The sequence below is a fragment of the Kosakonia pseudosacchari genome (assembly GCF_015167415.1).
Taxonomy (GTDB): Bacteria; Pseudomonadota; Gammaproteobacteria; order Enterobacterales; family Enterobacteriaceae; genus Kosakonia; species Kosakonia pseudosacchari.
This window is the reverse complement of record NZ_CP063425.1, coordinates 766030-790401: the sequence shown is the minus strand read 5'-3', so window position 1 is coordinate 790401 and position 24372 is coordinate 766030. Positions and strand designations below refer to the sequence as shown.

Sequence of the window (24372 nt, the reverse complement as noted above, 5' to 3'; positions counted from 1 at the left end):
CATGGCTAAGAGTTTGTACGAAAAATTGTTTGACGCCCATGTGGTCTATGAAGCGCCGAATGAAACCCCACTGTTGTATATCGACCGCCATCTGGTGCACGAAGTGACATCACCGCAGGCGTTCGATGGGCTGCGCGCGCACCATCGTCCGGTGCGCCAGCCCGGTAAAACCTTCGCGACGATGGATCACAACGTCTCGACGCAAACCAAAGATATCAACGCTTCCGGCGAGATGGCGCGCATTCAGATGCAGGAGTTAATCAAAAACTGCAACGAATTCGGCGTTGAACTGTATGACCTGAACCACCCGTATCAGGGCATTGTCCACGTGATGGGACCGGAACAGGGCATCACCCTGCCGGGCATGACCATCGTTTGTGGCGACTCCCACACCGCCACCCACGGCGCATTTGGCGCGCTGGCGTTCGGGATCGGTACATCGGAAGTGGAACACGTTCTGGCGACGCAAACCCTGAAACAGGGGCGCGCCAAAACCATGAAGATCGAAGTCAAAGGCACGGCAGCACCTGGGATCACCGCGAAAGATATCGTGCTGGCGATCATTGGTAAAACCGGCAGCGCGGGCGGAACCGGGCACGTCGTTGAATTCTGCGGTGACGCCATCCGTGCGCTGAGCATGGAAGGCCGTATGACGCTGTGCAATATGGCAATCGAAATGGGGGCGAAAGCCGGACTGGTCGCGCCGGATGAAACCACTTTTAACTACGTGCAGGGCCGTCTGCACGCGCCGAAGGGCAAAGATTTCGATGAGGCGGTAGCCTACTGGAAAACGCTGCACACCGATGAAGGTGCGGTTTTCGATACCGTCGTCACTTTACAAGCAGAAGAGATCGCCCCGCAGGTTACCTGGGGCACTAACCCAGGCCAGGTCATTTCCGTGACCGATATCATTCCCGATCCGGCCTCGTTTGCCGATCCGGTTGAGCGCGCGTCGGCGGAAAAAGCGCTGGCTTATATGGGGCTGAAACCCGGTGTACCGTTAACGGAAGTGGCTATCGATAAAGTCTTTATCGGCTCCTGCACCAACTCACGCATTGAAGATTTGCGCGCAGCGGCGGAAATCGCCAAAGGGCGAAAAGTCGCGCCGGGCGTGCAGGCGCTGGTCGTGCCGGGTTCCGGTCCGGTGAAAGCGCAGGCGGAAGCCGAAGGTCTGGACAAGATCTTTATTGAAGCCGGTTTTGAGTGGCGCTTGCCGGGTTGCTCCATGTGCCTGGCCATGAATAACGATCGCCTGAATCCGGGTGAACGTTGCGCGTCGACCAGTAATCGTAACTTTGAAGGCCGCCAGGGCCGCGGCGGACGCACGCATCTGGTCAGCCCGGCGATGGCCGCCGCCGCCGCTGTAACCGGCCATTTCGCTGATATTCGCAGCTTGTAAGGAGAGCAACCATGGCAGAGAAATTTACCCAACATACCGGCCTGGTCGTTCCGCTGGATGCCGCGAATGTGGATACCGACGCCATTATCCCGAAGCAGTTTTTGCAGAAGGTGACGCGCACCGGTTTTGGCGCTCATCTGTTTAACGACTGGCGTTTTCTGGATGACAAAGGCCAACAGCCGAACCCGGAGTTCGTACTGAATTTCCCGCAATACAAAGGCGCATCGATTTTGCTGGCGCGGGAAAACTTTGGCTGCGGTTCATCACGTGAACACGCGCCGTGGGCGTTGACCGATTACGGTTTCAAAGTGGTGATTGCGCCAAGTTTCGCCGACATCTTCTACGGTAACAGCTTTAACAACCAGCTGCTGCCGGTGACGCTCAGCGATAAAGAGGTCGATGAACTCTTTACGCTGGTGCAGAACAATCCGGGCATTACCTTTGAAGTGGACCTGGAAGCCCAGGTAGTGAAAGCGGGCGGGAAGTCGTACAACTTCTCAATCGACGCTTTCCGCCGCCACTGCATGCTGAACGGTCTGGACAGCATCGGTCTGACGTTACAGCACGACGATGCCATCGCCGCTTATGAAAACAAACAGCCCGCTTTTATGCGCTAACCCACCAAAGGCCCGGTTTCCGGGCCTTTTTACGCTTACACATCTTTAACGCGACTGGTCAGCCACAGCGTTACCACTGAAATTATCGCAATGCCGATATACACCGCGCCGTGGCCATAGCTTTGCGCCAGCGCCCCCTGAATCACCCCGGCCAGGATCACGCCGGTCGAAATACTGTTGGTAAACAGCGTGGTCGCCGAACCTGCCCGCCCCGGCATCAGATCCTGAAACCACAACATGCCAATCCCGGCGATAATGCCGATAAATACCGCATTAAACAGTTGCAGGGAGAGTAACGCCGTCTGGCTGTGGAAAAAAATCAGGCCGATATAGAACAGCACGCCCGCCGTAACGGCGGTAACCATCATGCGCCGTTTGCCTATGCGTTTGACAAAATAACCCGCCAGGATCATCGCCGGGATCTCAAGCCCCGCCGCCGTGCCCATCAAAATCCCGGCCAGTTTGTCGGGCAGCCCCAGCTCCAGGCTAATCCACAGCGGCATATCGATGATGTACATGGTGTTGCAGGTCCACATCAGCGTAGAGGCAATAAACAGCATGCGCACATTTTTATCGCTCCAGCCGCTGACCTGCGTCACCGCCACGTCGGCGGGCTGTTCAACACGCGCCACCGAAGGCAGCCAGAACGCCACCAGCATCAGGCTGATAACGAAAATCCCGGCGGCGATGGAAAACATGGCGGTAAAGCCATAATTAAGCGCCAGCATAAACGCCAGCGGCGGACCAATGACCCACGCCAGCGAGAGCTGCGCGCGCATAACAGAACTGAACATCACCACTTCACGTGCGGAACTGTCGGCATACTCGCGCGCCAGCGCGAAAAGCTGCGGCATGGCGGTATTTGCCAGCGACGCCAGCAGTACACCGCAGGTGATAAGCGTCAGATAGTGGCGATTAAAGGCGAATAACAGCGCATTGCCCACCGCCATCAGGCAACAAAAGAGGATCAACTTGCGCCTGTCGCCCTGGTTGTCGGATCGTTTTGCCAGCCCAAGGCTGACAACGATCCCGGCAATGGCGTTGACGGTATAAAACAGCCCAACCCAGAACGGCTCAGCGCCCACTTCCCGGCTCAGAAACAAGCTGAGCGTCGGTGCCTGTAGCGCTCCGGCAACTCCCATCATAAAGGCGACGATCATAAAAGCGACGTAAACACCGTTAAGGCGGCGTCCCATCGTCATTAACCAGAGCATGAAGATTTCCTTGTTAAAACGGGAAAAAGTGAAAGCCCAAAAGGCGGCTGCCAGCATAAACGAAAAAAGCCAGCAAAAAACGTTTTGCTGGCGGGTGCATTCGCACTTAATACTCAGTCACACATGATTTCGGCGGTTCAGTCTTTCGAGATCGGCGTTGTCACTTCCCACTGCATCAGCTCTTCCAGCATTTTCAGGCGCTGCCGTGCGCTCAGGCGGGCGAGCCAGCCCGCATCCTGCGTGGCGCGAAAATAGTCCAGATAAAACCGTCGTAGGGATGATCTCTGCATATGACCTCCTCGCTTTCATCGCAGAGAAGTATTGGCTTAATATAGGGATTAATAAATTGCTGAGTTTTTATCAGGAGTTCCCCTTTTATGTCGTCCGGCCGCCTGCAACAACAGTTCATCCGTCTGTGGCAATGCTGCGATGGGAAGTCACAAGAGACCACGCTCAACGAGCTGGCGGAGCTGCTTAGCTGTTCGCGCCGCCACATGCGTACCTTGCTTAACACCATGCAGGAACGCGGCTGGCTGACATGGGATGCGGAAGCGGGCCGCGGCAAACGTTCGCGGCTCACCTTCCTGTATACCGGCCTTGCGCTCCAGCAACAGCGCGCCGAAGACCTGCTGGAGCAGGATCGTATCGATCAATTGGTGCAACTGGTCGGTGATAAAAAGGCCGTGCGTCAGATGCTGGTTTCGCATCTCGGCCGCAGCTTTCGCCAGGGGCGACATATCCTGCGGGTGCTTTACTACCGGCCGCTACGCAACCTGCTGCCAGGTAGCGCATTGCGCCGTTCCGAAACCCATATAGCACGGCAAATCTTCAGCGCGCTGACGCGAATAAATGAGGAAAACGGGGAACTGGAAGCGGATATCGCCCACCACTGGAAGTTGATTTCCCCTTTGCACTGGCGGTTTTATTTGCGCCCCGGCATTCATTTTCACCATGGCCGTGAGCTGGAAATGAGCGATGTGATTGCTTCTCTGGAGCGCGCCACCGCCCTGCCGCTCTATTCGCACATCCGCGAAGTGCTCTCACCAACGCCCTGGACGCTGGATATTCACCTCAGCCAGCCGGATAACTGGCTACCGTGGTTGCTGGGACATGTGCCCGCCATGATTTTGCCGCGCGAGTGGAACACGATGAGCAACTTCGCCAGCCAGCCGATTGGCACCGGCCCTTACGCGGTGACGCGCAATACCAATAACCAGCTAAAAATCCATGCTTTTGATGACTACTTCGGTTTTCGCGCCCTGATCGATGAAGTCAACGTCTGGGTGTTGCCGGATCTCAGCGACGAGCCGACCAGCGGCCTGACGCTTGAAGGGCCAACCGACGGCGAAAAAGCGGTGGAAAGCCGCCTCGAAGAGGGCTGTTATTACCTGCTGTTTGATGCGCGTTCCAGCCGTGGCGCGAACCCGGCGATCAGGGAGTGGGTCAGCCACGTGCTCTCCCCTACCAATTTGTTGTGGCACGCCAATGAGCAGTATCAGCGTTACTGGTTCCCGGCTTACGGCCTGCTGCCGCGCTGGCACCACGCGCGCCCCGGCAGCGGTGAAAAACCGGCCGGTCTGGAAACGCTCACCCTCACCTTCTACCGCGAACACAATGAGCACGAAGCGCTTTCCCGCACCATGAGCACACTGCTGGCCGAACACGGCGTGAAGCTTATCGTGCAGGAAGTGGATTACGACGAATGGCACCGGGGCGAAACCGAGAGCGATATCTGGCTTAACAGCGCCAATTTCACACTACCGCTGGATTTCTCGGTGTTCGCCAACCTCTACGAAGTGCCGCTGCTGCAGCACTGTATTCCGCTCGACTGGCAGGCGGATGCGGCAAAATGGCGCAACGGGGAGATGAATCTTGCCGTCTGGTCGCAGCAGTTACTCGCCAGTAAAGCCATCGTACCGTTGATCCACCACTGGCTGAGGCTCCAGGGACAGCGCACCATGCGCGGGCTGCGCATGAACACGCTGGGCTGGTTCGACTTTAAATCCGCCTGGTTTGCGCCACCGGATCCATAAGGCTTTCCCATTTTTTACCAAATCATTACAATAGCGGCGTTCTCAACGGGGTGCTGCGCCATGCGCGTGTGCTGAGAAAATACCCGTCGAACCTGATCCGGATAACGCCGGCGAAGGGATTTGAGGCTACCTCTCAAAATCCTTTGCCACCCATTTTGAGGTGCAAAGTGTTAAAAAAATCACTGCCGTTTCTGCTGCTGATCGCAGCGCCTGTTTTTGCTAAACCCGTACTGACTGTTTACACCTACGACTCCTTCTCTGCCGACTGGGGCCCAGGGCCTGCGGTAAAAAAAGCCTTTGAAAGCGACTGCAACTGCGAGCTGAAATTTGTGGCGCTGGAAGATGGTGTTTCGCTGCTTAACCGCCTGCGCATGGAAGGTAAAAACAGCAAAGCCGACGTGGTGCTTGGGCTGGATAACAACCTGCTGGAAGCCGCGACACAAACCAAACTGTTCGCCAAAAGTGGCGTCGCCACCGATGCGGTTAACGTGCCGGGCGGCTGGAAGAACGACACGTTTGTACCGTTCGATTATGGCTGGTTCGCCTTTGTCTACGATAAAAACAAACTGAAAAACCCGCCGAAAAGCCTGAAAGAGCTGGTCGAAAGCGATCAGAAATGGCGCGTTATCTACGAAGATCCGCGAACCAGCACGCCGGGTCTCGGCCTGCTGCTGTGGATGCAGAAAGTCTATGCCGACAAAGCCCCGCAAGCGTGGCAGAAACTGGCGGCCAAAACGGTCACCGTCACCAAAGGCTGGAGCGAAGCCTATGGTCTGTTCCTGAAAGGGGAAAGCGACCTGGTGCTGAGTTACACCACCTCTCCGGCTTACCACATTATTGAAGAGAAGAAAGACAACTACGCGGCGGCGAATTTCAGCGAAGGCCACTATTTGCAGGTCGAAGTCGCGGCACGTACCGCTGCCAGTAAACAGCCGGAACTGGCGGAAAAATTCCTGAAATTTATGGTCTCCCCCGCGTTCCAGAACACTATCCCGAGCGGTAACTGGATGTACCCGGTCACCAATGTGACGCTGCCTGCGGGCTTCGACCAACTGGTGAAACCGCAAACCTCGCTGGAATACTCTTCGCATGAGGTCGCGACTCAGCGCGCAACATGGATTAATGCATGGCAACGCGCCGTCAGCCGCTGATTGCGGGCTGGCTGCTACCCGGCCTCACCGCCGCCACGTTGATGGTGGCGGTGGCGCTGGCCGCGTTTCTTGCGCTGTGGCAAAACGCCCCGTTTAGCGGGCTGGCTGATTTTTTACAAGACAGCTACCTGTGGCATGTGGTGCGTTTCTCCTTCTGGCAGGCGTTTCTCTCCGCGCTGCTCTCTGTCGTACCGGCGATATTTCTTGCCCGCGCGCTCTACCGGCGGCGTTTCCCTGGTCGTCTCGCCTTGCTGCGCCTGTGCGCCATGACCCTGATCCTGCCGGTGCTGGTCGCCGTGTTCGGCATTCTTAGTGTGTATGGCCGTCAGGGCTGGCTGGCAACGCTCTGGCACAAGCTTGGCGTGGAGTGGACGTTCTCGCCCTATGGTTTGCAGGGCATTTTGCTGGCGCACGTCTTTTTTAATTTGCCGATGGCCTCGCGCCTGCTGCTACAAACGCTGGAGCAGATCCCCGGCGAGCAACGGCAACTGGCCGCACAGCTTGGTATGCGCGGCTGGGCATTCTTCCGTTTTGTCGAATGGCCGTGGTTACGTCGCCAGATCCCGCCGGTCGCCGCGCTGATTTTTATGCTCTGCTTCGCCAGTTTCGCCACCGTGCTGTCGTTGGGCGGCGGGCCGCAGGCCACCACCATTGAACTGGCAATTTACCAGGCGCTGAGCTTCGATTTTGATCCCGCCCGTGCGGCGATGCTGGCGCTGATCCAGATGATCTGCTGCCTCGGGCTGGTGCTGCTGAGCCAGCGCATGAGCAAAGCGATCGCCGTGGGCAGCCACCAGATTACTGGCTGGCGCAACCCGGAGGATCGGCTGTTCAGCAAGATCGCGGATAGCACGCAGATTGTGCTGGCTTTGTTATTACTGCTGCCACCGCTGCTGGCTGTGATTGTCGATGGCCTCAATCTGAGCCTGGTGAAAGTGCTGGCCGAGCCTGTGTTGTGGCAAGCGGTATGGACATCACTGCGCATCGCTCTGGGCGCAGGGCTATTGTGCGTCGTGCTGACCATGATGCTGTTGTGGAGCAGCCGGGAGTTACGCGCGCGCCAGCAAATCATGGCCGGGCAAGCGCTGGAAATCAGCGGCATGCTGATCCTCGCGATGCCAGGGATCGTGCTGGCGACGGGCTTCTTTCTGCTGCTCAATAACAGCGTTGGCCTGCCCGCTTCCGCCGATGGCATCGTCATTTTTACTAACGCGCTGATGGCCATTCCTTATGCGCTGAAAGTACTGGAAAACCCGATGCGCGATCTGACATCCCGCTACAGCATGTTGTGCCAGTCGCTGGGAATGCAGGGATTTCAGCGCCTGCGCGTGGTCGAACTACGCGCGCTGAAGCGCCCGCTGGCCCAGGCGCTGGCGTTTGCCTGCGTACTGTCGATTGGCGATTTTGGCGTGGTGGCGCTGTTTGGTAATGACGACTTTCGCACTCTGCCGTTTTATCTCTATCAGCAGATTGGGTCGTACCGCAGCCAGGACGGCGCGGTAACCGCGCTCATCTTGCTGCTGCTGTGCTTTTTCTTATTCACCGTGATTGAAAAACTTCCGGGCCGCCATGTTAAGACTGATTGATGTCACCTGGCTTTATCACCATCTGCCAATGCGCTTTTCCCTCTCTGTTACCCGGGGCGAGCAGATTGCCGTTCTAGGACCAAGTGGCGCGGGAAAAAGCACGCTGCTTAACCTGGTCGCCGGGTTTCTTACGCCCGCCAGCGGCACAATAACTATCGCGGGCGAGGATCACACGCATACCACGCCCTCGCAGCGACCGGTATCGATGCTGTTTCAGGAAAATAACCTCTTTACCCACCTGACTGTGCGGCAAAACATCGGGCTGGGGTTACACCCAGGCCTGAAGCTGAATAGCGACCAACAGCATAAACTTGAGCAGATCGCCGAAACCATGGGGCTGGAATCACTGCTGGCGCGTCTGCCGGAGCAGCTTTCCGGTGGTCAGCGTCAGCGTGTGGCGCTGGCGCGCTGCCTGGTACGCGAACAACCTGTGTTATTGCTTGATGAACCGTTTTCCGCGCTCGACCCGGCGCTGCGCCAGGAGATGCTCGCGCTGGTGCAGACGGTATGCCGTCGCCAACAGTTAACACTGCTAATGGTGTCGCACAGCGTGGAGGATGCGGCGCGGATTGCCGCACGTTCGTTGGTTATTGCCGACGGGCGCATTGCATGGGATGGCAACACGGACGCGTTGCTCAGCGGCAAATCGTCCGCATCGGGCTTGCTGGGTATTCGCGGTCAGTGACCGCGGATAACGTCGCCTAAGATGTTGAGATAAATCGGCATCAGCGGGTGCTGTGCCAGCGCGATCGCCGCCGCAACAGCAACGACCAGCATGCCCGGTGCCAGCCACAACAGGCGGCGACGTGGCAGGTAGTTTGTCAAACGGTCAACGCCGGATTTCCCCGCGCGCCATAACCGCCAGCACAACCAGCAGGCCAGCCATAGCAGCAGCGCGGTCAGCAATAACAGCCATTTGAAGTTGCCGCTTTGCATATCGGCGGGGATATCAATTGCCGCACCGGCCAGAATACCGGGCAGGAAGTAGAACGGCGGCCACAGCAGGCAGCCAACAATATTCGGCGGCAAAAACTTGCGAATGGGTAGATCCAACATCCCGGCAACCATGGGGATCAGCGGGCGCGTCGGCCCGACAAAACGCCCAACCAGAATGGTAAAAACGCTGTGCTGATGCAACGCGTGTTCGGTTTTATCGAGCAGCGCTTTGTTCTTTTTCATAAACGACCAGCGGTGCAGCGGCCCTTTAAAGCGCCAGCCCAGCCAGAAGGAGATCCAGTCGCCGAGCAGGCAGCCAACAATCCCCGCCAGCCACGCATGCCAGAAGTTCACCTCACCGCTGCCGATAAGCGCCCCGAGTGCCGCCATCATTACCGTGCCGGGTAAAATCAACCCGACTAACGCCAGCGACTCAAAAAACGCCACCAGCATAATCGCCACCAGCGAATAGATAGCAGATTGGGTAATAAAGTGTTCCAGCAACGCTTCCATAAGGTGTCCTGTTCAGAATGAACGCTGGATTCTCCGGAGGTCATCCGTAAGCGTCAAGCTTTCAATTATCTGAAAATTTTACCGGTTATGTCACATTGCAGAACCTTTCATTGCCATTCTTTACTTTTTATTCACATCCCGCGCGGAATTCACTGGGGCTGGCACCGGTGCATTTTTTAAAAACCCGCGAGAAATAGAGCTGATCGTCAAAGCCAACATTGCGCCCAACGCTGGCAATCGGCATCCGCGTGGTGCTAAGCAGTAATTTTGCCTGGCTGATCCGCTGATCCTCGCGCCAGCTCAACACACTCACGCCCAGTTGCTGACGAAACAGGTGGGATAAACGCGAAGGCGATAAGCAGACGTGCTGAGCAACGCTTGCGATATCAAAATGGTTATCCGCCAGGTGATCGCTAATGTACTGGCAGGCGTCGCGTACGCGGTTATCCAGCGGCGGGTGCAGCGATTCGTTAATCGCTTCCATACGCCGCAGGAGCAGCTGTTCCAGCAGATTTATCGCCAGATGCTCCGCATAGCGCCCAACGCTTTGCCCGGCATCGATAATTTGCGCGAAAAGCTCACGAAAACGCTCCATATGCGCGTCATCCGGGCGGTAAAAACCGGTTTGCGCGAACAGTGTCGGCCAGTTCAACCACTCGTGCCAGTAAGCGCGCGGACGGAAGTAAACCCACTGGTGATACCACTCGGTGGCGTCAGGGTGGCGGCCATAATGGTGAATTTCTCCCGGCGGGAAAAGCAGGATATCGCCAGGCCGGCAAACAAACTGCTTGCCGTGGTTCATCACCACACCCTCGCCGCGCACGGTGAGATTCAGGATATAGCCCTTCATGCCTAGCGGCCTGTCGATAAAAAAATCGAGATAACCGTCAGCTTCAATGGGGGTTAGCCCCGCCACCAGGTGCGCATTAAACGAGTACCCTGGCAGCAGTGGATCGTTCTGTGATTCAGCCATAAACGCAATACTCCCGTGCCTGGTAAAGAAACCAATTGTCCATATTGAGAATCCCGTCATTCCTCAGCCACCCGCAGGCGAAGGGCGTAAACATGCCAATTGTCCAATCCCGCCAGATAAAAGCGATTACGCCTTTTTAACGCCGTTGAACAGGGCAAAAAGGGATAACGGAAGTGTCTATAAAGGCGGCAGAAATGTCCACATCGAATTTTTGCACAGCGTCACACTTTACGATCCCATAGCATTTTAATCCATAAGATTAGCGGATCCTGCCTGACGGTTTTTGCCGCCGCTCACTATCGTTTTTCTAACGGTTATTCTTCATGGAGCAAGATACATGGCAATCACAATTGGCCTCGATTTCGGCAGCGATTCAGTACGTGCGCTGGCGGTAGACTGCACATCCGGGGCGGAGATCGCCACCAGCGTCGAGTGGTATCCACGCTGGCAGGAGGGGCGTTATTGCGATGCGCCGCATAACCAATTTCGCCACCACCCGCGCGATTACATCGAGTCGATGGAAGCGGCGCTGAAAAATGTGCTGGCTGAACTGAGCGACGCGCAACGCGCTGAGATCAAAGGCATTGGCGTCGACAGCACCGGTTCAACACCCGCGCCGATTGATGCCGAAGGCCGCGTACTGGCGCTGCGCCCCGAATTCGCCGACAACCCGAACGCGATGTTTGTGTTGTGGAAAGACCACACCGCCGTCGAAGAGGCAGAAGCCATCACCCGCCTGTGCCACACCCCCGGCAAAACTGACTACTCGCGCTACATCGGCGGCATTTACTCCAGCGAATGGTTCTGGGCAAAAATCCTGCACGTCACCCGCGCGGATAGCGCTGTCGCGCAGGCGGCCGCTTCATGGATTGAACTGTGTGACTGGGTTCCTGCCCTGCTCTCCGGCACCACGCGCCCGGAAGCGATTCGTCGCGGCCGTTGCAGCGCCGGGCATAAATCCCTGTGGCACGAAAGCTGGGGTGGCCTGCCGCCCGCCGCGTTCTTTGATGAGCTCGATCCCATCATTAATAAACACCTGAACTGGCCACTGTTTACCGACACCTATACCGCAGATTTACCCGTTGGCACGTTGACTGCCGAATGGGCGCAGCGCCTTGGTTTGCCTGAATCCGTAGTGATTTCCGGCGGCGCGTTCGACTGCCATATGGGCGCAGTTGGCGCAGGCGCACAACCGAATACGCTGGTGAAAGTCATTGGTACGTCTACCTGCGACATTCTGATTGCCGACAAACAGAGCGTTGGCGAGCGTGCAGTGAAAGGCATTTGCGGCCAGGTCGATGGCAGCGTGGTGCCGGACTGTATCGGCCTTGAAGCCGGGCAATCCGCTTTTGGTGATATCTACGCCTGGTTTGGCCGCGTACTTGGCTGGCCGCTGGAACAACTGGCGCAGCAGCACCCGGAGCTGAAAGCGCAGATCAAAGCCAGCCAGAAACAGCTTTTACCCGCCCTGACCGATGCGTGGGTAAAAAATCCGTCGCTCGAACATCTGCCTGTGATCCTGGACTGGTTTAACGGCCGCCGTACGCCAAACGCCAACCAGCGTCTGAAAGGGGTGATCACCGATTTGAATCTCGCCACCGACGCCCCGGCGCTGTTTGGCGGGTTGATTGCCGCAACCGCGTTCGGCGCGCGCGCCATTATGGAGTGCTTCACCGAACAGGGTATTGCCGTCGACAACGTAATGGCGCTTGGCGGTATCGCACGTAAAAACCTCGGCGTAATGCAGGCCTGCTGCGATGTGCTGAACCGCCCATTACAGGTGGTTGAATCTGAACAGTGCTGCGCGCTGGGTGCGGCGATTTTCGCCGCTGTCGCCGCGCGTGTGCATGCCGATATCCCGGCGGCGCAGCTGAAAATGGCCAGCGCTATCGAAAAAACCCTGCAACCGACCGCGCAGGCGCAACAGTTTGAGCGCCTCTATCGCCGCTATCAGCAGTGGGCGAAGAGCGCCGAGCAACACTATCTCCCTTCAGCCGCGACAGTCTCGCAGGCCGCGTTAACTCATTAAGGACAAGATCATGACTATTTTCGACAATTATGAAGTGTGGTTCGTCATTGGCAGCCAGCACCTGTACGGGCCGGAAGCCCTGAAACAGGTGACGAAGCACGCCGAACAGGTGGTCAACGCCCTCAATGCGGAAGCGAAACTCCCCTGCAAACTGGTGCTGAAACCGCTGGGTACCACGCCGGATGAGATTACCCACATCTGCCGCGACGCCAACTACGATGATAAATGTGCCGGGATGGTGGTGTGGCTGCACACCTTCTCGCCAGCGAAAATGTGGATTAACGGCCTCGCTATCCTCAATAAGCCGCTGTTGCAGTTCCACACCCAGTTCAATGCGTCCCTGCCGTGGGACAGCATCGACATGGACTTTATGAACCTCAACCAGACCGCGCACGGCGGCCGTGAGTTCGGCTTTATCGGCGCGCGTATGCGTCAGCAACATAGCGTGGTGACCGGCCACTGGCAGGATCAACACGCCCATCAACGCATCGGCGCGTGGATGCGCCAGGCGGTCTCTAAACAGGATACCCGCCAGCTGAAAGTGGTGCGTTTCGGCGACAACATGCGCGAAGTGGCGGTGACGGACGGTGATAAAGTCGCCGCACAGATCAAGTTCGGTTTCTCGGTCAATACCTGGGGCGTAGGCGATCTGGTGCAAGTGGTGAACGCCGTGAGCGAGGGTGATGTCAACGCGCTGGTTGATGAGTATGAAAGCAGCTATCGCCTGACGGCTGCCGCGCAGGTTCATGGCGATAAACGCCAGAACGTGCTTGACGCCGCGCGCATCGAACTGGGTCTGAAACGCTTCCTCGAAGAGGGCGGTTTCCATGCCTTCACTACTACTTTTGAAGATCTGCACGGCCTGAAACAATTGCCGGGTCTGGCGGTACAGCGTTTGATGCAACAAGGCTACGGCTTCGCCGGTGAAGGCGACTGGAAGACCGCCGCGCTGCTGCGCATCATGAAAGTGATGTCCGGCGGGCTGAACGGTGGCACCTCCTTTATGGAGGATTACACCTATCACTTTGAGCACGGCAACGATCTGGTGCTTGGCTCGCACATGCTGGAAGTATGCCCTTCTATCGCCATTGACGAAAAACCGACGCTGGATGTGCAGTACCTCGGTATCGGTGGCAAAGCCGATCCGGCACGCCTGATCTTCTCCACCAAAACCGGCCCAGCGATTAACGCCAGTCTGATCGACTTAGGCGATCGTTTCCGCCTGCTGGTGAACTGTGTTGAGGCGGTGAAAACCCCGCACGACCTGCCGAAACTGCCGGTCGCCAACGCGTTGTGGAAAGCGCAACCGGATCTGCCGACAGCGTCTGAAGCGTGGATCCTCGCCGGTGGCGCGCACCACACCGTCTTCAGCCAGGCGCTGACGCTCGACGATATGCGCCAGTTCAGCGAACTGCACGATCTTGAGCTGACGGTTATCGACAACGACACCCGCCTGCCCGCGTTTAAAGACGCGCTGCGCTGGAACGAAGTGTATTACGGTTCAAAACGTTAACAGGGAACACCCGGCCTGCTGCGGCAGGCCATCTTTCCTGGAGGAACGCATGTTAGAAGCATTGAAACAGCAGGTGCTGGAAGCCAACCTGGCGCTGCCGAAGCACAACCTGGTCACGCTGACATGGGGCAACGTCAGTGCCGTTGACCGTGCAAGCGGCCTGATGGTGATTAAACCTTCGGGTGTGGACTACAGCATCATGACCGCTAACGATATGGTGGTCGTCAACATCACTACCGGCGACGTGGTTGAAGGCACGAAAAAACCCTCCTCCGATACGCCGACTCACCGCCTGCTGTACCAGGCGTTTCCGACCATCGGCGGTATTGTGCACACCCATTCGCGCCACGCCACCATCTGGTCGCAGGCCGGTCAGCCGATCCCGGCAACCGGCACCACGCATGCCGACTATTTTTATGGCGAGATCCCGTGTACCCGTAAGATGACCGATGAGGAGATCAACGGCGAATACGAATGGGAAACCGGCAATGTGATCGTCGAGACCTTTGAGAAGAAAGGCATCGATCCGGCGCAAATGCCCGGCGTGCTGGTGCATTCTCACGGCCCGTTCGCCTGGGGCAAAAGCGCGGATGACGCGGTACATAATGCCATCGTGCTGGAAGAGGTGGCCTATATGGGCATTTTCTGCCGCCAGCTCGCGCCTGAATTACCCGCCATGCAACAAACCTTGCTGGATAGACACTATTTACGTAAACACGGCGCGAAAGCGTACTACGGCCAATAGCTGTATAAAACCACAGCACTCGACAACAAACCAGGCTATAATCTCGCCTGGTTTTGTTTTATGAGAGACGGCTGTGGCGCAGGCGCAAGAAGGTTTTATTTTAACCCGACACTGGCGGGATACCCCCGGCGGAACCGAGGTAGAATTCTGGCTGGCGACGGATAATGGCCCGCTGCGTGTCGTGCTGCCACCGCAAGAGTCGGTCGCCTTTATTCCCGCCGCGCAGGTAGAAAAAGTGCAGTTGCTGCTGCGCGCCGAAAAGCAGTGGCGTTTAACGCCGCTGAACCTGAACGACTTTCACCGCCAGCCGGTATATGGCCTTTACTGCCGCGCCCATCGCCAACTGATGCGCATTGAAAAAATGCTGCGCGATGACGGCATCACCGTTTACGAAGCCGATATCCGCCCGCCGGAACGCTTTCTGATGGAGCGTTTTATCACCGCGCCGGTGTGGGTCGACGGCACACCGCAAGGGGCGGCACTGGTTGACGCGCGGCTGAAACCCAGCCCGCACTATCGCCCGCCGCTGAAATGGGTGTCGCTGGATATCGAAACCAGCCGCCACGGCGAACTTTACTGCATCGGCCTTGAGGGCTGCGGACAGCGCACGGTCTATATGCTCGGGCCAGAAAACGGCAACGCACAGGGGCTGGATTTTGAACTGGAGTATGTCGCCAGCCGCCCGCAACTGCTGGAAAAACTCAACGCCTGGTTTGCCGCGCACGATCCGGATGTGATTATTGGCTGGAACGTCGTGCAATTCGATTTGCGCGTACTGCAAAAAAGCGCCGAGCGCTACCGTGTTCCGCTGACGCTCGGGCGTAACGGCAGCGAGCTGGAGTGGCGCGAGCACGGTTTTAAAAATGGCGTCTTCTTCGCGCAGGCGACAGGCCGGCTAATTATTGACGGGATTGAAGCGCTGAAATCCGCGTTCTGGAACTTCTCCTCCTTCTCGCTGGAAGCCGTCTCCAGAGAGCTGCTTGGCGAAGGCAAAGCGATTGATAATCCGTGGGATCGCATGGATGAGATCGACCGGCGTTTCGCAGAGGATAAACCGGCGCTCGCGACCTATAACCTGAAAGATTGTGAACTGGTGACACGCATCTTCCACAAGACGGAGATCATGCCGTTTCTGCTGGAGCGCGCCACGGTGAATGGTTTGCCCGTTGATCGCCATGGTGGCTCGGTGGCGGCCTTCAGCCACCTCTATTTCCCGCGTATGCACCGTGCAGGCTATGTCGCGCCGAATCTCGGTGGCGTGCCGCCGCAAGCGAGCCCCGGCGGTTATGTAATGGATTCGCGCCCAGGCCTGTATGACTCGGTGCTGGTACTGGATTACAAAAGCCTCTATCCGTCTATTATCCGCACCTTTCTAATTGATCCCGTCGGCCTGGTTGAGGGCATGGCGCAGCCGGATAACGCGCACAGTACCGAGGGGTTTCTTGGCGCGTGGTTTTCGCGTGAAAAACACTGTCTGCCGGGGATTGTCGGGCAGATCTGGCACGGGCGCGATGAAGCCAAACGTCACGGCAACAAGCCACTTTCGCAAGCGCTGAAGATCATTATGAATGCGTTTTACGGCGTGCTTGGCACCAGCGCCTGCCGCTTTTTCGATCCCAGGCTGGCATCGTCGATCACCATGCGCGGCCATGAGATCATGCGCCAGACCAAAGCGCTGATTGAAGCGCAGGGTTACGACGTTATCTATGGCGACACGGACTCCACCTTCGTCTGGCTAAAAAAAGCCCACAGCGAAGAGGACGCCGCGCGTATTGGCCGCGCGCTGGTCGAACACGTCAATGACTGGTGGTCGGCGCATCTGAAAAGCCAGCAACTGGAAAGCGCGCTGGAATTGGAGTTTGAAACCCATTTCTGCCGGTTTCTGATGCCAACTATTCGCGGCACCGAACAGGGTAGTAAAAAGCGTTACGCCGGGATGATTCAGGAAGGCGAGAACCAGCGCATGGTGTTTAAGGGGCTGGAAACCGTACGTACCGACTGGACACCGCTGGCGCAGCAGTTTCAGCAAACACTCTATCTGCGCGTGTTTCGCAATGAGCCTTATCAGGATTATGTCCGTGACACCATTGCCAGCCTGATGGCGGGCGAACTCGACGATCAGCTTATTTATCGCAAGCGCCTGCGCAGAGCGCTTTCGGAATATGAACGTAATGTGCCGCCGCACGTGCGTGCAGCGAGGCTGGCGGATGAAGAGAACCGCAAACGGGGCCGCCCGGCGCAGTATCAGAACCGCGGCACCATCAAATATGTCTGGACCACCAGCGGGCCAGAGCCGGTGGATTACCAGCACTCGCCGCTCGATTACGATCACTATCTGAGTAAACAGCTACAGCCGGTCGCTGAGGGAATTCTGCCTTTCATTGACGACGATTTTGCTACACTACTTACAGGGCAGCTGGGACTCTTTTGAGATTTACCTGTCGAGTTTCCCGGCTTGCAACGCTACCGCTCTATCCTGGCTATTTCAGATTTTCACCGCGATACGGCGTGAAAGACGGCAGGTATAGGTAGTGACGAAAGGGATTGCTTCCTTTACCATAGCGCCCTTCCTTTTTCTGGCCCCAAATTTTATACGCCCGCCTGCCTTCAGGCGGTGACGAACTATTGCCTGCAATTTGAGATATAGAGTTCATTTATGCCCTTTACACTTGGTCAACGCTGGATTAGCGACACGGAAAGCGAACTCGGACTTGGCACAGTCGTCGCAATGGATGCGCGCACGGTCACCCTCCTTTTTCCGGCAACGGGTGAAAACCGTCTATACGCTCGCAGCGACTCTCCGGTTACCCGTGTGATGTTCAACCCCGGTGATACGGTGACCAGCCATGATGGCTGGCAGCTCACAATTGAAGACGTAAAAGAGGAAAACGGGCTGCTCGCTTACACCGGCACACGCCTGGATACGCAGGAAAGCAATGTCACCCTGCGCGAAGTGTTACTCGACAGCAAACTGGTGTTCAGCAAACCGCAAGACCGCTTATTCGCCGGGCAGATCGACCGTATGGATCGCTTCGCGCTGCGTTTTCGCGCGCGTAAATACCAAAGTGAACAGTACCGCATGCCGTGGAGCGGCTTGCGCGGTCAGCGCACCAACCTGATCCCGCACCAGTTGCATATCGCTCACGATGTGGGTCGTCGCCATGCGCCGCGCGTGCTGCTGGCGGATGAAGTGGGTCTTGGGAAAACCATCGAAGCCGGGATGATCCTGCATCAACAGTTGCTTGCAGGCGCGGCTGAACGCGTGCTGATCGTGGTACCGGAAACCCTGCAACATCAGTGGCTGGTTGAGATGCTGCGCCGCTTCAACCTGCGTTTCTCCCTGTTTGATGATGAACGTTACGCCGAAGCACAGCACGATGCCGACAACCCGTTCGATACCGAGCAACTGGTGATTTGCTCGCTCGATTTCGTGCGCCGTAACAAGCAGCGCCTGGAGCACCTGTGTGATGCCGAATGGGATCTGCTGGTGGTCGACGAAGCACACCATCTGGTGTGGAGCGAAAACGAAGCCAGCCGTGAATATCAGGCAATTGAGCAACTGGCCGAGCGCGTACCGGGCATTCTGCTGCTGACGGCCACCCCGGAACAATTGGGGATGGAGAGCCACTTTGCCCGCCTGCGCTTGCTGGACCCGAACCGTTTCCATGATTTCGCCCAGTTTGTGGAAGAGCAGCAAAACTACCGTCCGGTCGCCGATGCTGTTGCCCTGCTGCTGGCAGGTGAACGCCTGAGTAACGATGATCTCAATATGTTGAGCGATCTGGTGGGCGAGCAGGATATCGAACCGCTGCTGCAAACCGCCAACAGTGATCGCGAAGGCGCGACTGCCGCGCGCCAGGAACTGATTTCTATGCTGATGGACCGACACGGCACCAGCCGTGTGCTGTTCCGCAACACCCGTAACGGTGTAAAAGGTTTCCCGAAACGCGAACTGCACACCGTTAAGCTTCCGCTGCCGACGCAGTATCAGACGGCGATTAAAGTCTCCGGCATTATGGGCGCACGTAAAAGCCAGGAAGAGCGCGCCCGCGATATGCTCTATCCGGAGCAGATTTATCAGGAATTTGAAGGCGATACCGGAACATGGTGGAACTTCGATCCGCGCGTTGAGTGGCTGATGGGCTACCTTACCAGCCACCGTTCGCAAAAAGTGTTGGTGATCTGCGCCAAAGCCGCCACCGCGCTGCAACTGGAGCAGGTGTTGCGCGAACGTGAAGGCATCCGTGCGGCGGTGTTCCATGAAGGTATGTCGATTATTGAACGCGACCGTGCAGCGGCATGGTTTGGTGAAGAAGATAGCGGCGCGCAGGTGCTATTGTGTTCGGAGATCGGCTCTGAAGGGCGTAACTTCCAGTTCGCCAGCCATTTGGTGATGTTCGATCTGCCGTTTAACCCGGATCTGCTGGAGCAGCGTATCGGCCGTCTGGATCGTATTGGTCAGGCGCACGATATCCAGATCCACGTGCCTTATCTGGAAAAAACCGCGCAGTCCGTACTGGTGCGCTGGTATCACGAAGGGCTGGACGCCTTCGAGCACACCTGCCCGACAGGGCGCACAATCTACGATAGCGTCCACAATGAGCTGATTAACTACCTGGCGGCACCGGAAGATACCGACGGTTTTGATCAGTTGATCAAAACCTGCCGTGAGCAGCACGACGCGCTAAAAGCACAGCTGGAACAAGGCCGCGACCGCTTGCTGGAGATCCACTCTAACGGCGGTGAGAAAGCACAGGCGCTGGCGGAAAGCATTGCCGAGCAGGACGACGACACGGCGCTTATTGCCTTCGCCATGAATCTGTTCGATATCATTGGCATTAACCAGGACGATCGCGGTGAAAACATGATCGTGCTGACGCCATCGGATCATATGCTGGTGCCGGACTTCCCGGGCCTGCCGGAAGATGGCTGCACCATCACTTTCGATCGTGACGTCGCGCTTTCGCGCGAAGACGCGCAGTTTGTCACCTGGGAACATCCGATCATTCGTAACGGTCTGGATCTGATCCTTTCTGGCGATACCGGTAGCAGTACGATTTCGCTACTGAAAAACAAAGCGCTACCGGTTGGTACGCTGCTGCTGGAGCTGATCTACGTGGTGGAAGCGCAGGCGCCGAAGCAGCTGCAACTTAATCGCTTCTTGCCGTCGACGCCGATCCGCCTGCTGGTAGATAAAAACGGCACCAACCTCGCGGCCCAAGTGGAGTTCGAAAGTTTCAACCGCCAGCTTAGCGCAGTGAATCGCCATACCGGCAGCAAACTGGTGAACGCGGTGCAGCAGGAGGTTCACACCATTTTGCAAAAAGGCGAAACGCAGGTGGAAGCCGCCGCACGCGCGCTGATTGACGCCGCGCGCAGCGAAGCGGATGAAAAACTGTCGGCGGAACTGGCGCGCCTGGAAGCGTTAAAAGCGGTTAACCCAAACATCCGCGACGATGAACTGGCCGCGATTGAGACCAACCGTCTGCAAGTACTGGAAAGCCTGGCGCAGGCAAGCTGGCGGCTTGATGCGCTGCGTTTGATTGTCGTGACGCACCAATAACGGAGCCCCAATGGTGATGGAACCCTACAATCCGCCGCAGGATCCCTGGCTGGTAATTCTGTATCAGGATCAACACATTATGGTCGTCAACAAGCCCAGTGGCTTGTTGTCGGTGCCAGGGCGTCTGGATGAGCACAAAGACAGCGTGATGACGCGGATTCAGCGCGACTTCCCGCAGGCTGAATCCGTACATCGCCTGGATATGGCGACCAGCGGTGTGATTGTGGTGGCGCTCACCAAAGATGCCGAGCGTGAGTTAAAGCGCCAGTTCCGCGAACGTGAGCCGAAAAAGCAGTATCTGGCGCGCGTTTGGGGTCACCCGGAAAAAGCCGAAGGGCTGGTGGATTTACCGCTGATTTGCGACTGGCCGAACCGACCAAAGCAGAAAGTGTGTTTTGAAACCGGCAAAGCGGCGCAGACCGAGTATGAAGTGCTGGCGTTTGAGGAAGATGGCACCGCTCGCGTCCGTCTGAAGCCGATTACCGGGCGCTCGCATCAGCTACGCGTGCATATGTTAGCGTTAGGTCACCCGATTCTCGGTGACCGTTTTTACGCTACGCCAGACGCGCTGGCAATGGCACCGCGTTTGCTGCTGCATGCAGAGACGCTGACCATCACCCATCCGGCGTTTGGCAACAGCATGACGTTTAAGGCACCAGTGGATTTTTAAAAGGTTCCCCGGCTTTGCCGCCGGGGAACCTTATACGGTTAACGAAAACCCTTCTGCTCGCGAATTAACTCGTAAGCCTTCTGAATTTCCTGCGCTTTTTGTTTCGCCATCTCCATCATCTCCGGCGGCAGCCCTTTCGCCACCAGTTTGTCCGGGTGATGCTCGCCCATCAGCTTACGGTAGGCACGCTTGATGGTGGTCGCATCATCTGACGGCTTCACACCCAGCACATTACAGGCATCTTCCAGCGTCGGGCCTCGTTGCGCCTGCTGCCAGCCACCAGCGCCCGCTTGCTGCTGATGCTGATAACCACCGCCAAACTGCGCCCCGCCCTGCATCATGCGCAGAAACTGATCGAATTGCAGACGCGAAATCCCAAGCTCCTCAGCGATAACGTACAGCACTTCGCGTTCGCTGGGGTGCAAAGAGCCATCGGCGAAGGCCGCCTGGATTTGTATTTCCAGAAACATCCTAATCAAGTCGAAACGTCCGAAGCAGACGCTGCGAAACTGACGCATCTTGTCGCGTAACGGGTAATTATCCGTTTTGCCGACGCGAAACGCCTGCTGCGCTGCGCTGCGCGACTCGCCGTGCAGGTTCATGCGATCCATAAACAGGCTGGCGACCTGGATATCCGCTTCGGTCACCCGGCCTTTCGATTTGGTTAGATGCCCCATCACCTCGAAGGTGGTGGCGAAAAAAAGCGTCTGACGTTCCCGCTGGTTGGCAAACCACGCCATTTTCCGGCTGCGCGCCTTGTCAAAAAAGTGCCCGATTAACAACCCAAGAACCGCGCCCCAAAAGCCGCCGCCCATGAAAAGAGCGATGACAACCCCAACCACTTTCCCCCAATACTGCATATACTCCCCAAATCGTCATGCCGTCGGCTAAAATTTGCTTTATCATACCCGTCATTCTATGCCATGCACAGGCGCAGTCTTCTCTTCCTGGCTCGAACGCGGGCAGGATTAAAACTAGCGTTGCAAAGGCGAGTAAGTTAGTCTCAGACCGTTTGCCAGCGTAAAGCCACAGATGACGGAACAACAAATACAACGTATGAAAAAACGTATCCCCACCCTCCTGGCCACCATGATTGGCTCCGCCCTTTACAGCCAGCAGGGGATGGCAGCCGATCTTGCCTCGCAGTGTATGCTTGGCGTTCCCAGCTACAACCGCCCCCTGGTACAGGGCGACACCAATAATTTGCCGGTGACGATCAATGCCGATCACGCAAAAGGCAACTACCCTGACGATGCCGTTTTTACCGGTAATGTCGATATTAATCAGGGAAATAGCCGTTTGCAGGCCGATGAGGTGCAGCTTCATCAGCAGCAGCCGGAAGGTCAGACGGACCCGGTTCGCACAGTGGATGCACTCGGTAATGTGCACTATGACGATAATCAGGTCATCCTGAAAGGTCCGAAAGGTTGGTCAAACCTGAACACCAAAGACACCAACGTCTGGCAAGGTGATTACCAGATGGTGGGGCGTCAGGGCCGCGGTACCGCTGATCTGATGAAGCAGCGTGGACAAAACCGCTACACCATTCTCGACAATGGGATGTTTACCTCCTGCCTGCCTGGGTCAAACACCTGGAGCGTTGTCGGCAGCGAAGTTATTCAGGATCGCCAGGAGCAGGTTGCGGAAATCTGGAATGCGCGCTTTAAGCTCGGCCCGGTGCCAGTCTTCTACAGCCCATATTTGCAGTTGCCTATTGGTGACAAGCGCCGTTCAGGTTTCCTGATCCCCAATGCCAAGTACAGCACGACGAACTATTTCGAGTTCTATCTGCCGTACTACTGGAACATTGCGCCGAATATGGATGCGACAATTACGCCGCACTACATCCATAAGCGCGGCAACGTGCAATGGGAAAACGAATTCCGCTATCTGACTCAGGCTGGTGCTGGCCTGGTCGAATTTGACTATCTGCCGTCAGATAAAGTCTATGAAGATGAATACCAGTCTGAAGGGAATCGTCATCGCTGGTTATTTTACTGGCAACATGGTGGGGTGATGGATCAAGTGTGGCGCTTCAGCGCGAACTACACGAAAGTAAGCGATCCGCACTATTTTAATGACTTCGATTCAAAATATGGCTCAAGTACGGATGGTTACGCGACACAGATATTCCGCGTAGGCTATGGCGTAGAAAATTTTAACGCTACCGTTTCAACTAAGCAGTTCCAGGTCTTTAACCGCGAGAATAGCAACTCTTACTCGGCGCTGCCGCAGGTGGATGTTAACTGGTATCACAACGATCTTGGTCCGTTTGATTTCCGCATGTACGGCCAGGCAGTGAAATTTACCAATACTAACTCCAGCCGACCGGAAGCGACCCGTGTTCATCTGGAACCAACGCTCAGTCTGCCAGTGTCTAATGAATGGAGCAGTCTGAACACTGAAGTGAAAATGTTGGCGACCCACTACCAGCAAAGCAACATTGAGAACACCAATTACAAAGAGTCCGTTAGCCGCGTTATGCCGCAATTTAAAACGGACGGTAAACTGGTGTTTGAGCGCGATATGAACTGGGCGGAGGGCTACACCCAAACGCTGGAGCCACGTGCTCAGTATCTTTATGTGCCGTATCGCGATCAGAGCCACATCAACAATTACGACTCCTCACTGCTGCAATCCGACTACAGCGGGCTGTTCCGCGATCGCACTTATGGCGGTCTGGATCGTATCGCATCAGCAAACCAGGTTACTACCGGCGTCACAACCCGCATTTATGATGAAGCGGCAGTTGAACGTTTTAACGTTTCTGTTGGTCAAATCTACTATTTCACCGAGTCCCGTACCGGTGATGACAACATTAACTGGGAGAAAGACAACAAAACAGGTTCGCTGGTGTGGGCGGGCGATACGTACTGGCGTATCTCCGATCGTTGGGGTCTGCGCGGCGGGGTGCAGTACGACACCCGTCTGAATAATATCGCTAACAGCAGCTCGTCGCTGGAGTATCGCCGCGATGAAGACCGTATGCTGCAATTGAGCTACCGTTACGCCAGCCCGGAATACATTCAGGCTACGCTGCCAAACTATGCAACCGCAGCGCAGTATAAAGATGGTATTTCGCAGGTGGGCGCAGCTGGAAGCTGGCCGATTGCGGACCGCTGGTCCATCGTTGGTGCGTACTATTTCGATACCAATACCAGTAAACCTGCCGATCAGATGGTGGGTCTGCAATATAACTCCTGCTGTTATGCGATTCGCGTTGGCTATGAGCGCAAAATCAACGGCTGGGAAAATGAACAAAGCAAATATGACAAAGTCATCGGCTTCAACATTGAGCTGCGTGGCTTGAGCTCCAACTACGGCCTGGGAACGCAACAAATGCTGCGTTCGAACATTCTGCCGTACCGTAGCTCACTGTGATTTGTTTGATTTGCAACGTAATCCGCATTGCGGTTAATTGAAATGGAAA

18 protein-coding genes and 1 riboswitch are annotated in these 24372 nt (G+C 56.5%); of the genes, 13 read left to right on the top strand and 5 right to left on the bottom strand.

Annotation, left to right across the window (positions count from 1 at the left end):
- Position 1 precedes the first annotated feature (1 nt).
- Positions 2-1399: a 3-isopropylmalate dehydratase large subunit gene (gene leuC / locus IP581_RS03655; protein ID WP_097401272.1), complete on the top strand. Its 1398-nt coding sequence runs from the start codon at positions 2-4 to the stop codon at positions 1397-1399.
- 11 nt (positions 1400-1410) lie between these two features.
- A complete protein-coding gene (gene leuD, locus IP581_RS03650; RefSeq protein WP_193821787.1) occupies positions 1411-2016 on the top strand; it encodes a 3-isopropylmalate dehydratase small subunit in 606 nt (201 codons plus the stop codon).
- Between the two features lie 35 nt (positions 2017-2051).
- Here the strand turns inward: leuD and IP581_RS03645 are convergent, their stop codons facing one another.
- Both IP581_RS03645 and sgrT read right to left on the bottom strand, forming a co-directional pair.
- Positions 2052-3230: a sugar efflux transporter gene (locus IP581_RS03645; protein ID WP_193821786.1), complete on the bottom strand. Its 1179-nt coding sequence runs from the start codon at positions 3228-3230 to the stop codon at positions 2052-2054.
- A gap of 137 nt (positions 3231-3367) precedes the next feature.
- Positions 3368-3520 carry a glucose uptake inhibitor SgrT gene (gene sgrT, locus IP581_RS03640; protein WP_071908185.1) on the bottom strand — a complete coding sequence of 51 codons (153 nt, stop codon included), beginning with the start codon at positions 3518-3520 and terminating at the stop codon, positions 3368-3370.
- Positions 3521-3607: 87 nt separating this feature from the next.
- On the opposite strand from sgrT, the gene sgrR reads away from it, so the two are divergent.
- The 4 genes from sgrR (at position 3608) to thiQ (ending at position 8685) form a co-directional block, all read left to right on the top strand.
- Positions 3608-5263: an HTH-type transcriptional regulator SgrR gene (gene sgrR / locus IP581_RS03635; protein ID WP_097401270.1), complete on the top strand. Its 1656-nt coding sequence runs from the start codon at positions 3608-3610 to the stop codon at positions 5261-5263.
- Between the two features lie 36 nt (positions 5264-5299).
- Positions 5300-5400: riboswitch (TPP riboswitch) on the top strand.
- 30 nt (positions 5401-5430) lie between these two features.
- Entirely contained in the window at positions 5431-6414 is a 984-nt protein-coding gene (gene thiB / locus IP581_RS03630) for a thiamine ABC transporter substrate binding subunit (protein WP_193821785.1), read from the top strand.
- Positions 6390-8000, top strand: a complete 1611-nt coding sequence (gene thiP, locus IP581_RS03625; RefSeq protein ID WP_193821784.1) for a thiamine/thiamine pyrophosphate ABC transporter permease ThiP — start codon at positions 6390-6392, stop codon at positions 7998-8000. The genes thiB and thiP overlap by 25 nt, the downstream gene beginning before the upstream one ends.
- Positions 7984-8685 carry a thiamine ABC transporter ATP-binding protein ThiQ gene (gene thiQ, locus IP581_RS03620; protein ID WP_193821783.1) on the top strand — a complete coding sequence of 234 codons (702 nt, stop codon included), beginning with the start codon at positions 7984-7986 and terminating at the stop codon, positions 8683-8685. The genes thiP and thiQ overlap by 17 nt, the downstream gene beginning before the upstream one ends.
- Here the strand turns inward: thiQ and IP581_RS03615 are convergent.
- The gene (locus tag IP581_RS03615; RefSeq protein WP_086870487.1) at positions 8679-9449 is read right to left on the bottom strand and encodes a DedA family protein; all 771 of its coding nucleotides are present in this window, start codon (positions 9447-9449) and stop codon (positions 8679-8681) included. The genes thiQ and IP581_RS03615 overlap by 7 nt on opposite strands.
- A gap of 127 nt (positions 9450-9576) precedes the next feature.
- A complete protein-coding gene (araC, locus tag IP581_RS03610; protein WP_017457904.1) occupies positions 9577-10422 on the bottom strand; it encodes an arabinose operon transcriptional regulator AraC in 846 nt (281 codons plus the stop codon).
- 337 nt (positions 10423-10759) lie between these two features.
- Here araC and araB point away from each other — a divergent pair, with 337 nt between their 5' ends.
- From araB to rluA, 6 genes are all read left to right on the top strand, one after another.
- A complete protein-coding gene (araB, locus tag IP581_RS03605; protein WP_193821782.1) occupies positions 10760-12451 on the top strand; it encodes a ribulokinase in 1692 nt (563 codons plus the stop codon).
- Between the two features lie 10 nt (positions 12452-12461).
- Positions 12462-13964 (top strand): L-arabinose isomerase, encoded by a 1503-nt coding sequence (gene araA, locus IP581_RS03600; protein ID WP_017457902.1) that lies wholly within the window; start codon positions 12462-12464, stop codon positions 13962-13964.
- Between the two features lie 49 nt (positions 13965-14013).
- On the top strand, positions 14014-14709 hold the full coding sequence (gene araD / locus IP581_RS03595; protein WP_097401264.1) for an L-ribulose-5-phosphate 4-epimerase: 696 nt from the start codon (positions 14014-14016) through the stop codon (positions 14707-14709).
- Positions 14710-14782: 73 nt separating this feature from the next.
- Positions 14783-17140 (top strand): DNA polymerase II, encoded by a 2358-nt coding sequence (gene polB / locus IP581_RS03590; RefSeq protein ID WP_193821781.1) that lies wholly within the window; start codon positions 14783-14785, stop codon positions 17138-17140.
- A gap of 225 nt (positions 17141-17365) precedes the next feature.
- Positions 17366-20272, top strand: coding sequence for an RNA polymerase-associated protein RapA (gene rapA, locus IP581_RS03585; protein ID WP_193821780.1), 2907 nt, complete (start codon positions 17366-17368; stop codon positions 20270-20272).
- A gap of 10 nt (positions 20273-20282) precedes the next feature.
- On the top strand, positions 20283-20942 hold the full coding sequence (rluA, locus tag IP581_RS03580; protein ID WP_193821779.1) for a bifunctional tRNA pseudouridine(32) synthase/23S rRNA pseudouridine(746) synthase RluA: 660 nt from the start codon (positions 20283-20285) through the stop codon (positions 20940-20942).
- A 38-nt stretch (positions 20943-20980) separates the two neighbouring features.
- Here the strand turns inward: rluA and djlA are convergent, their stop codons facing one another.
- Positions 20981-21802, bottom strand: a complete 822-nt coding sequence (gene djlA, locus IP581_RS03575) for a co-chaperone DjlA (RefSeq protein WP_097401258.1) — start codon at positions 21800-21802, stop codon at positions 20981-20983.
- Between the two features lie 196 nt (positions 21803-21998).
- On the opposite strand from djlA, the gene lptD reads away from it, so the two are divergent.
- Positions 21999-24323: an LPS assembly protein LptD gene (gene lptD / locus IP581_RS03570; protein WP_193821778.1), complete on the top strand. Its 2325-nt coding sequence runs from the start codon at positions 21999-22001 to the stop codon at positions 24321-24323.
- Positions 24324-24372: the final 49 nt, after the last annotated feature.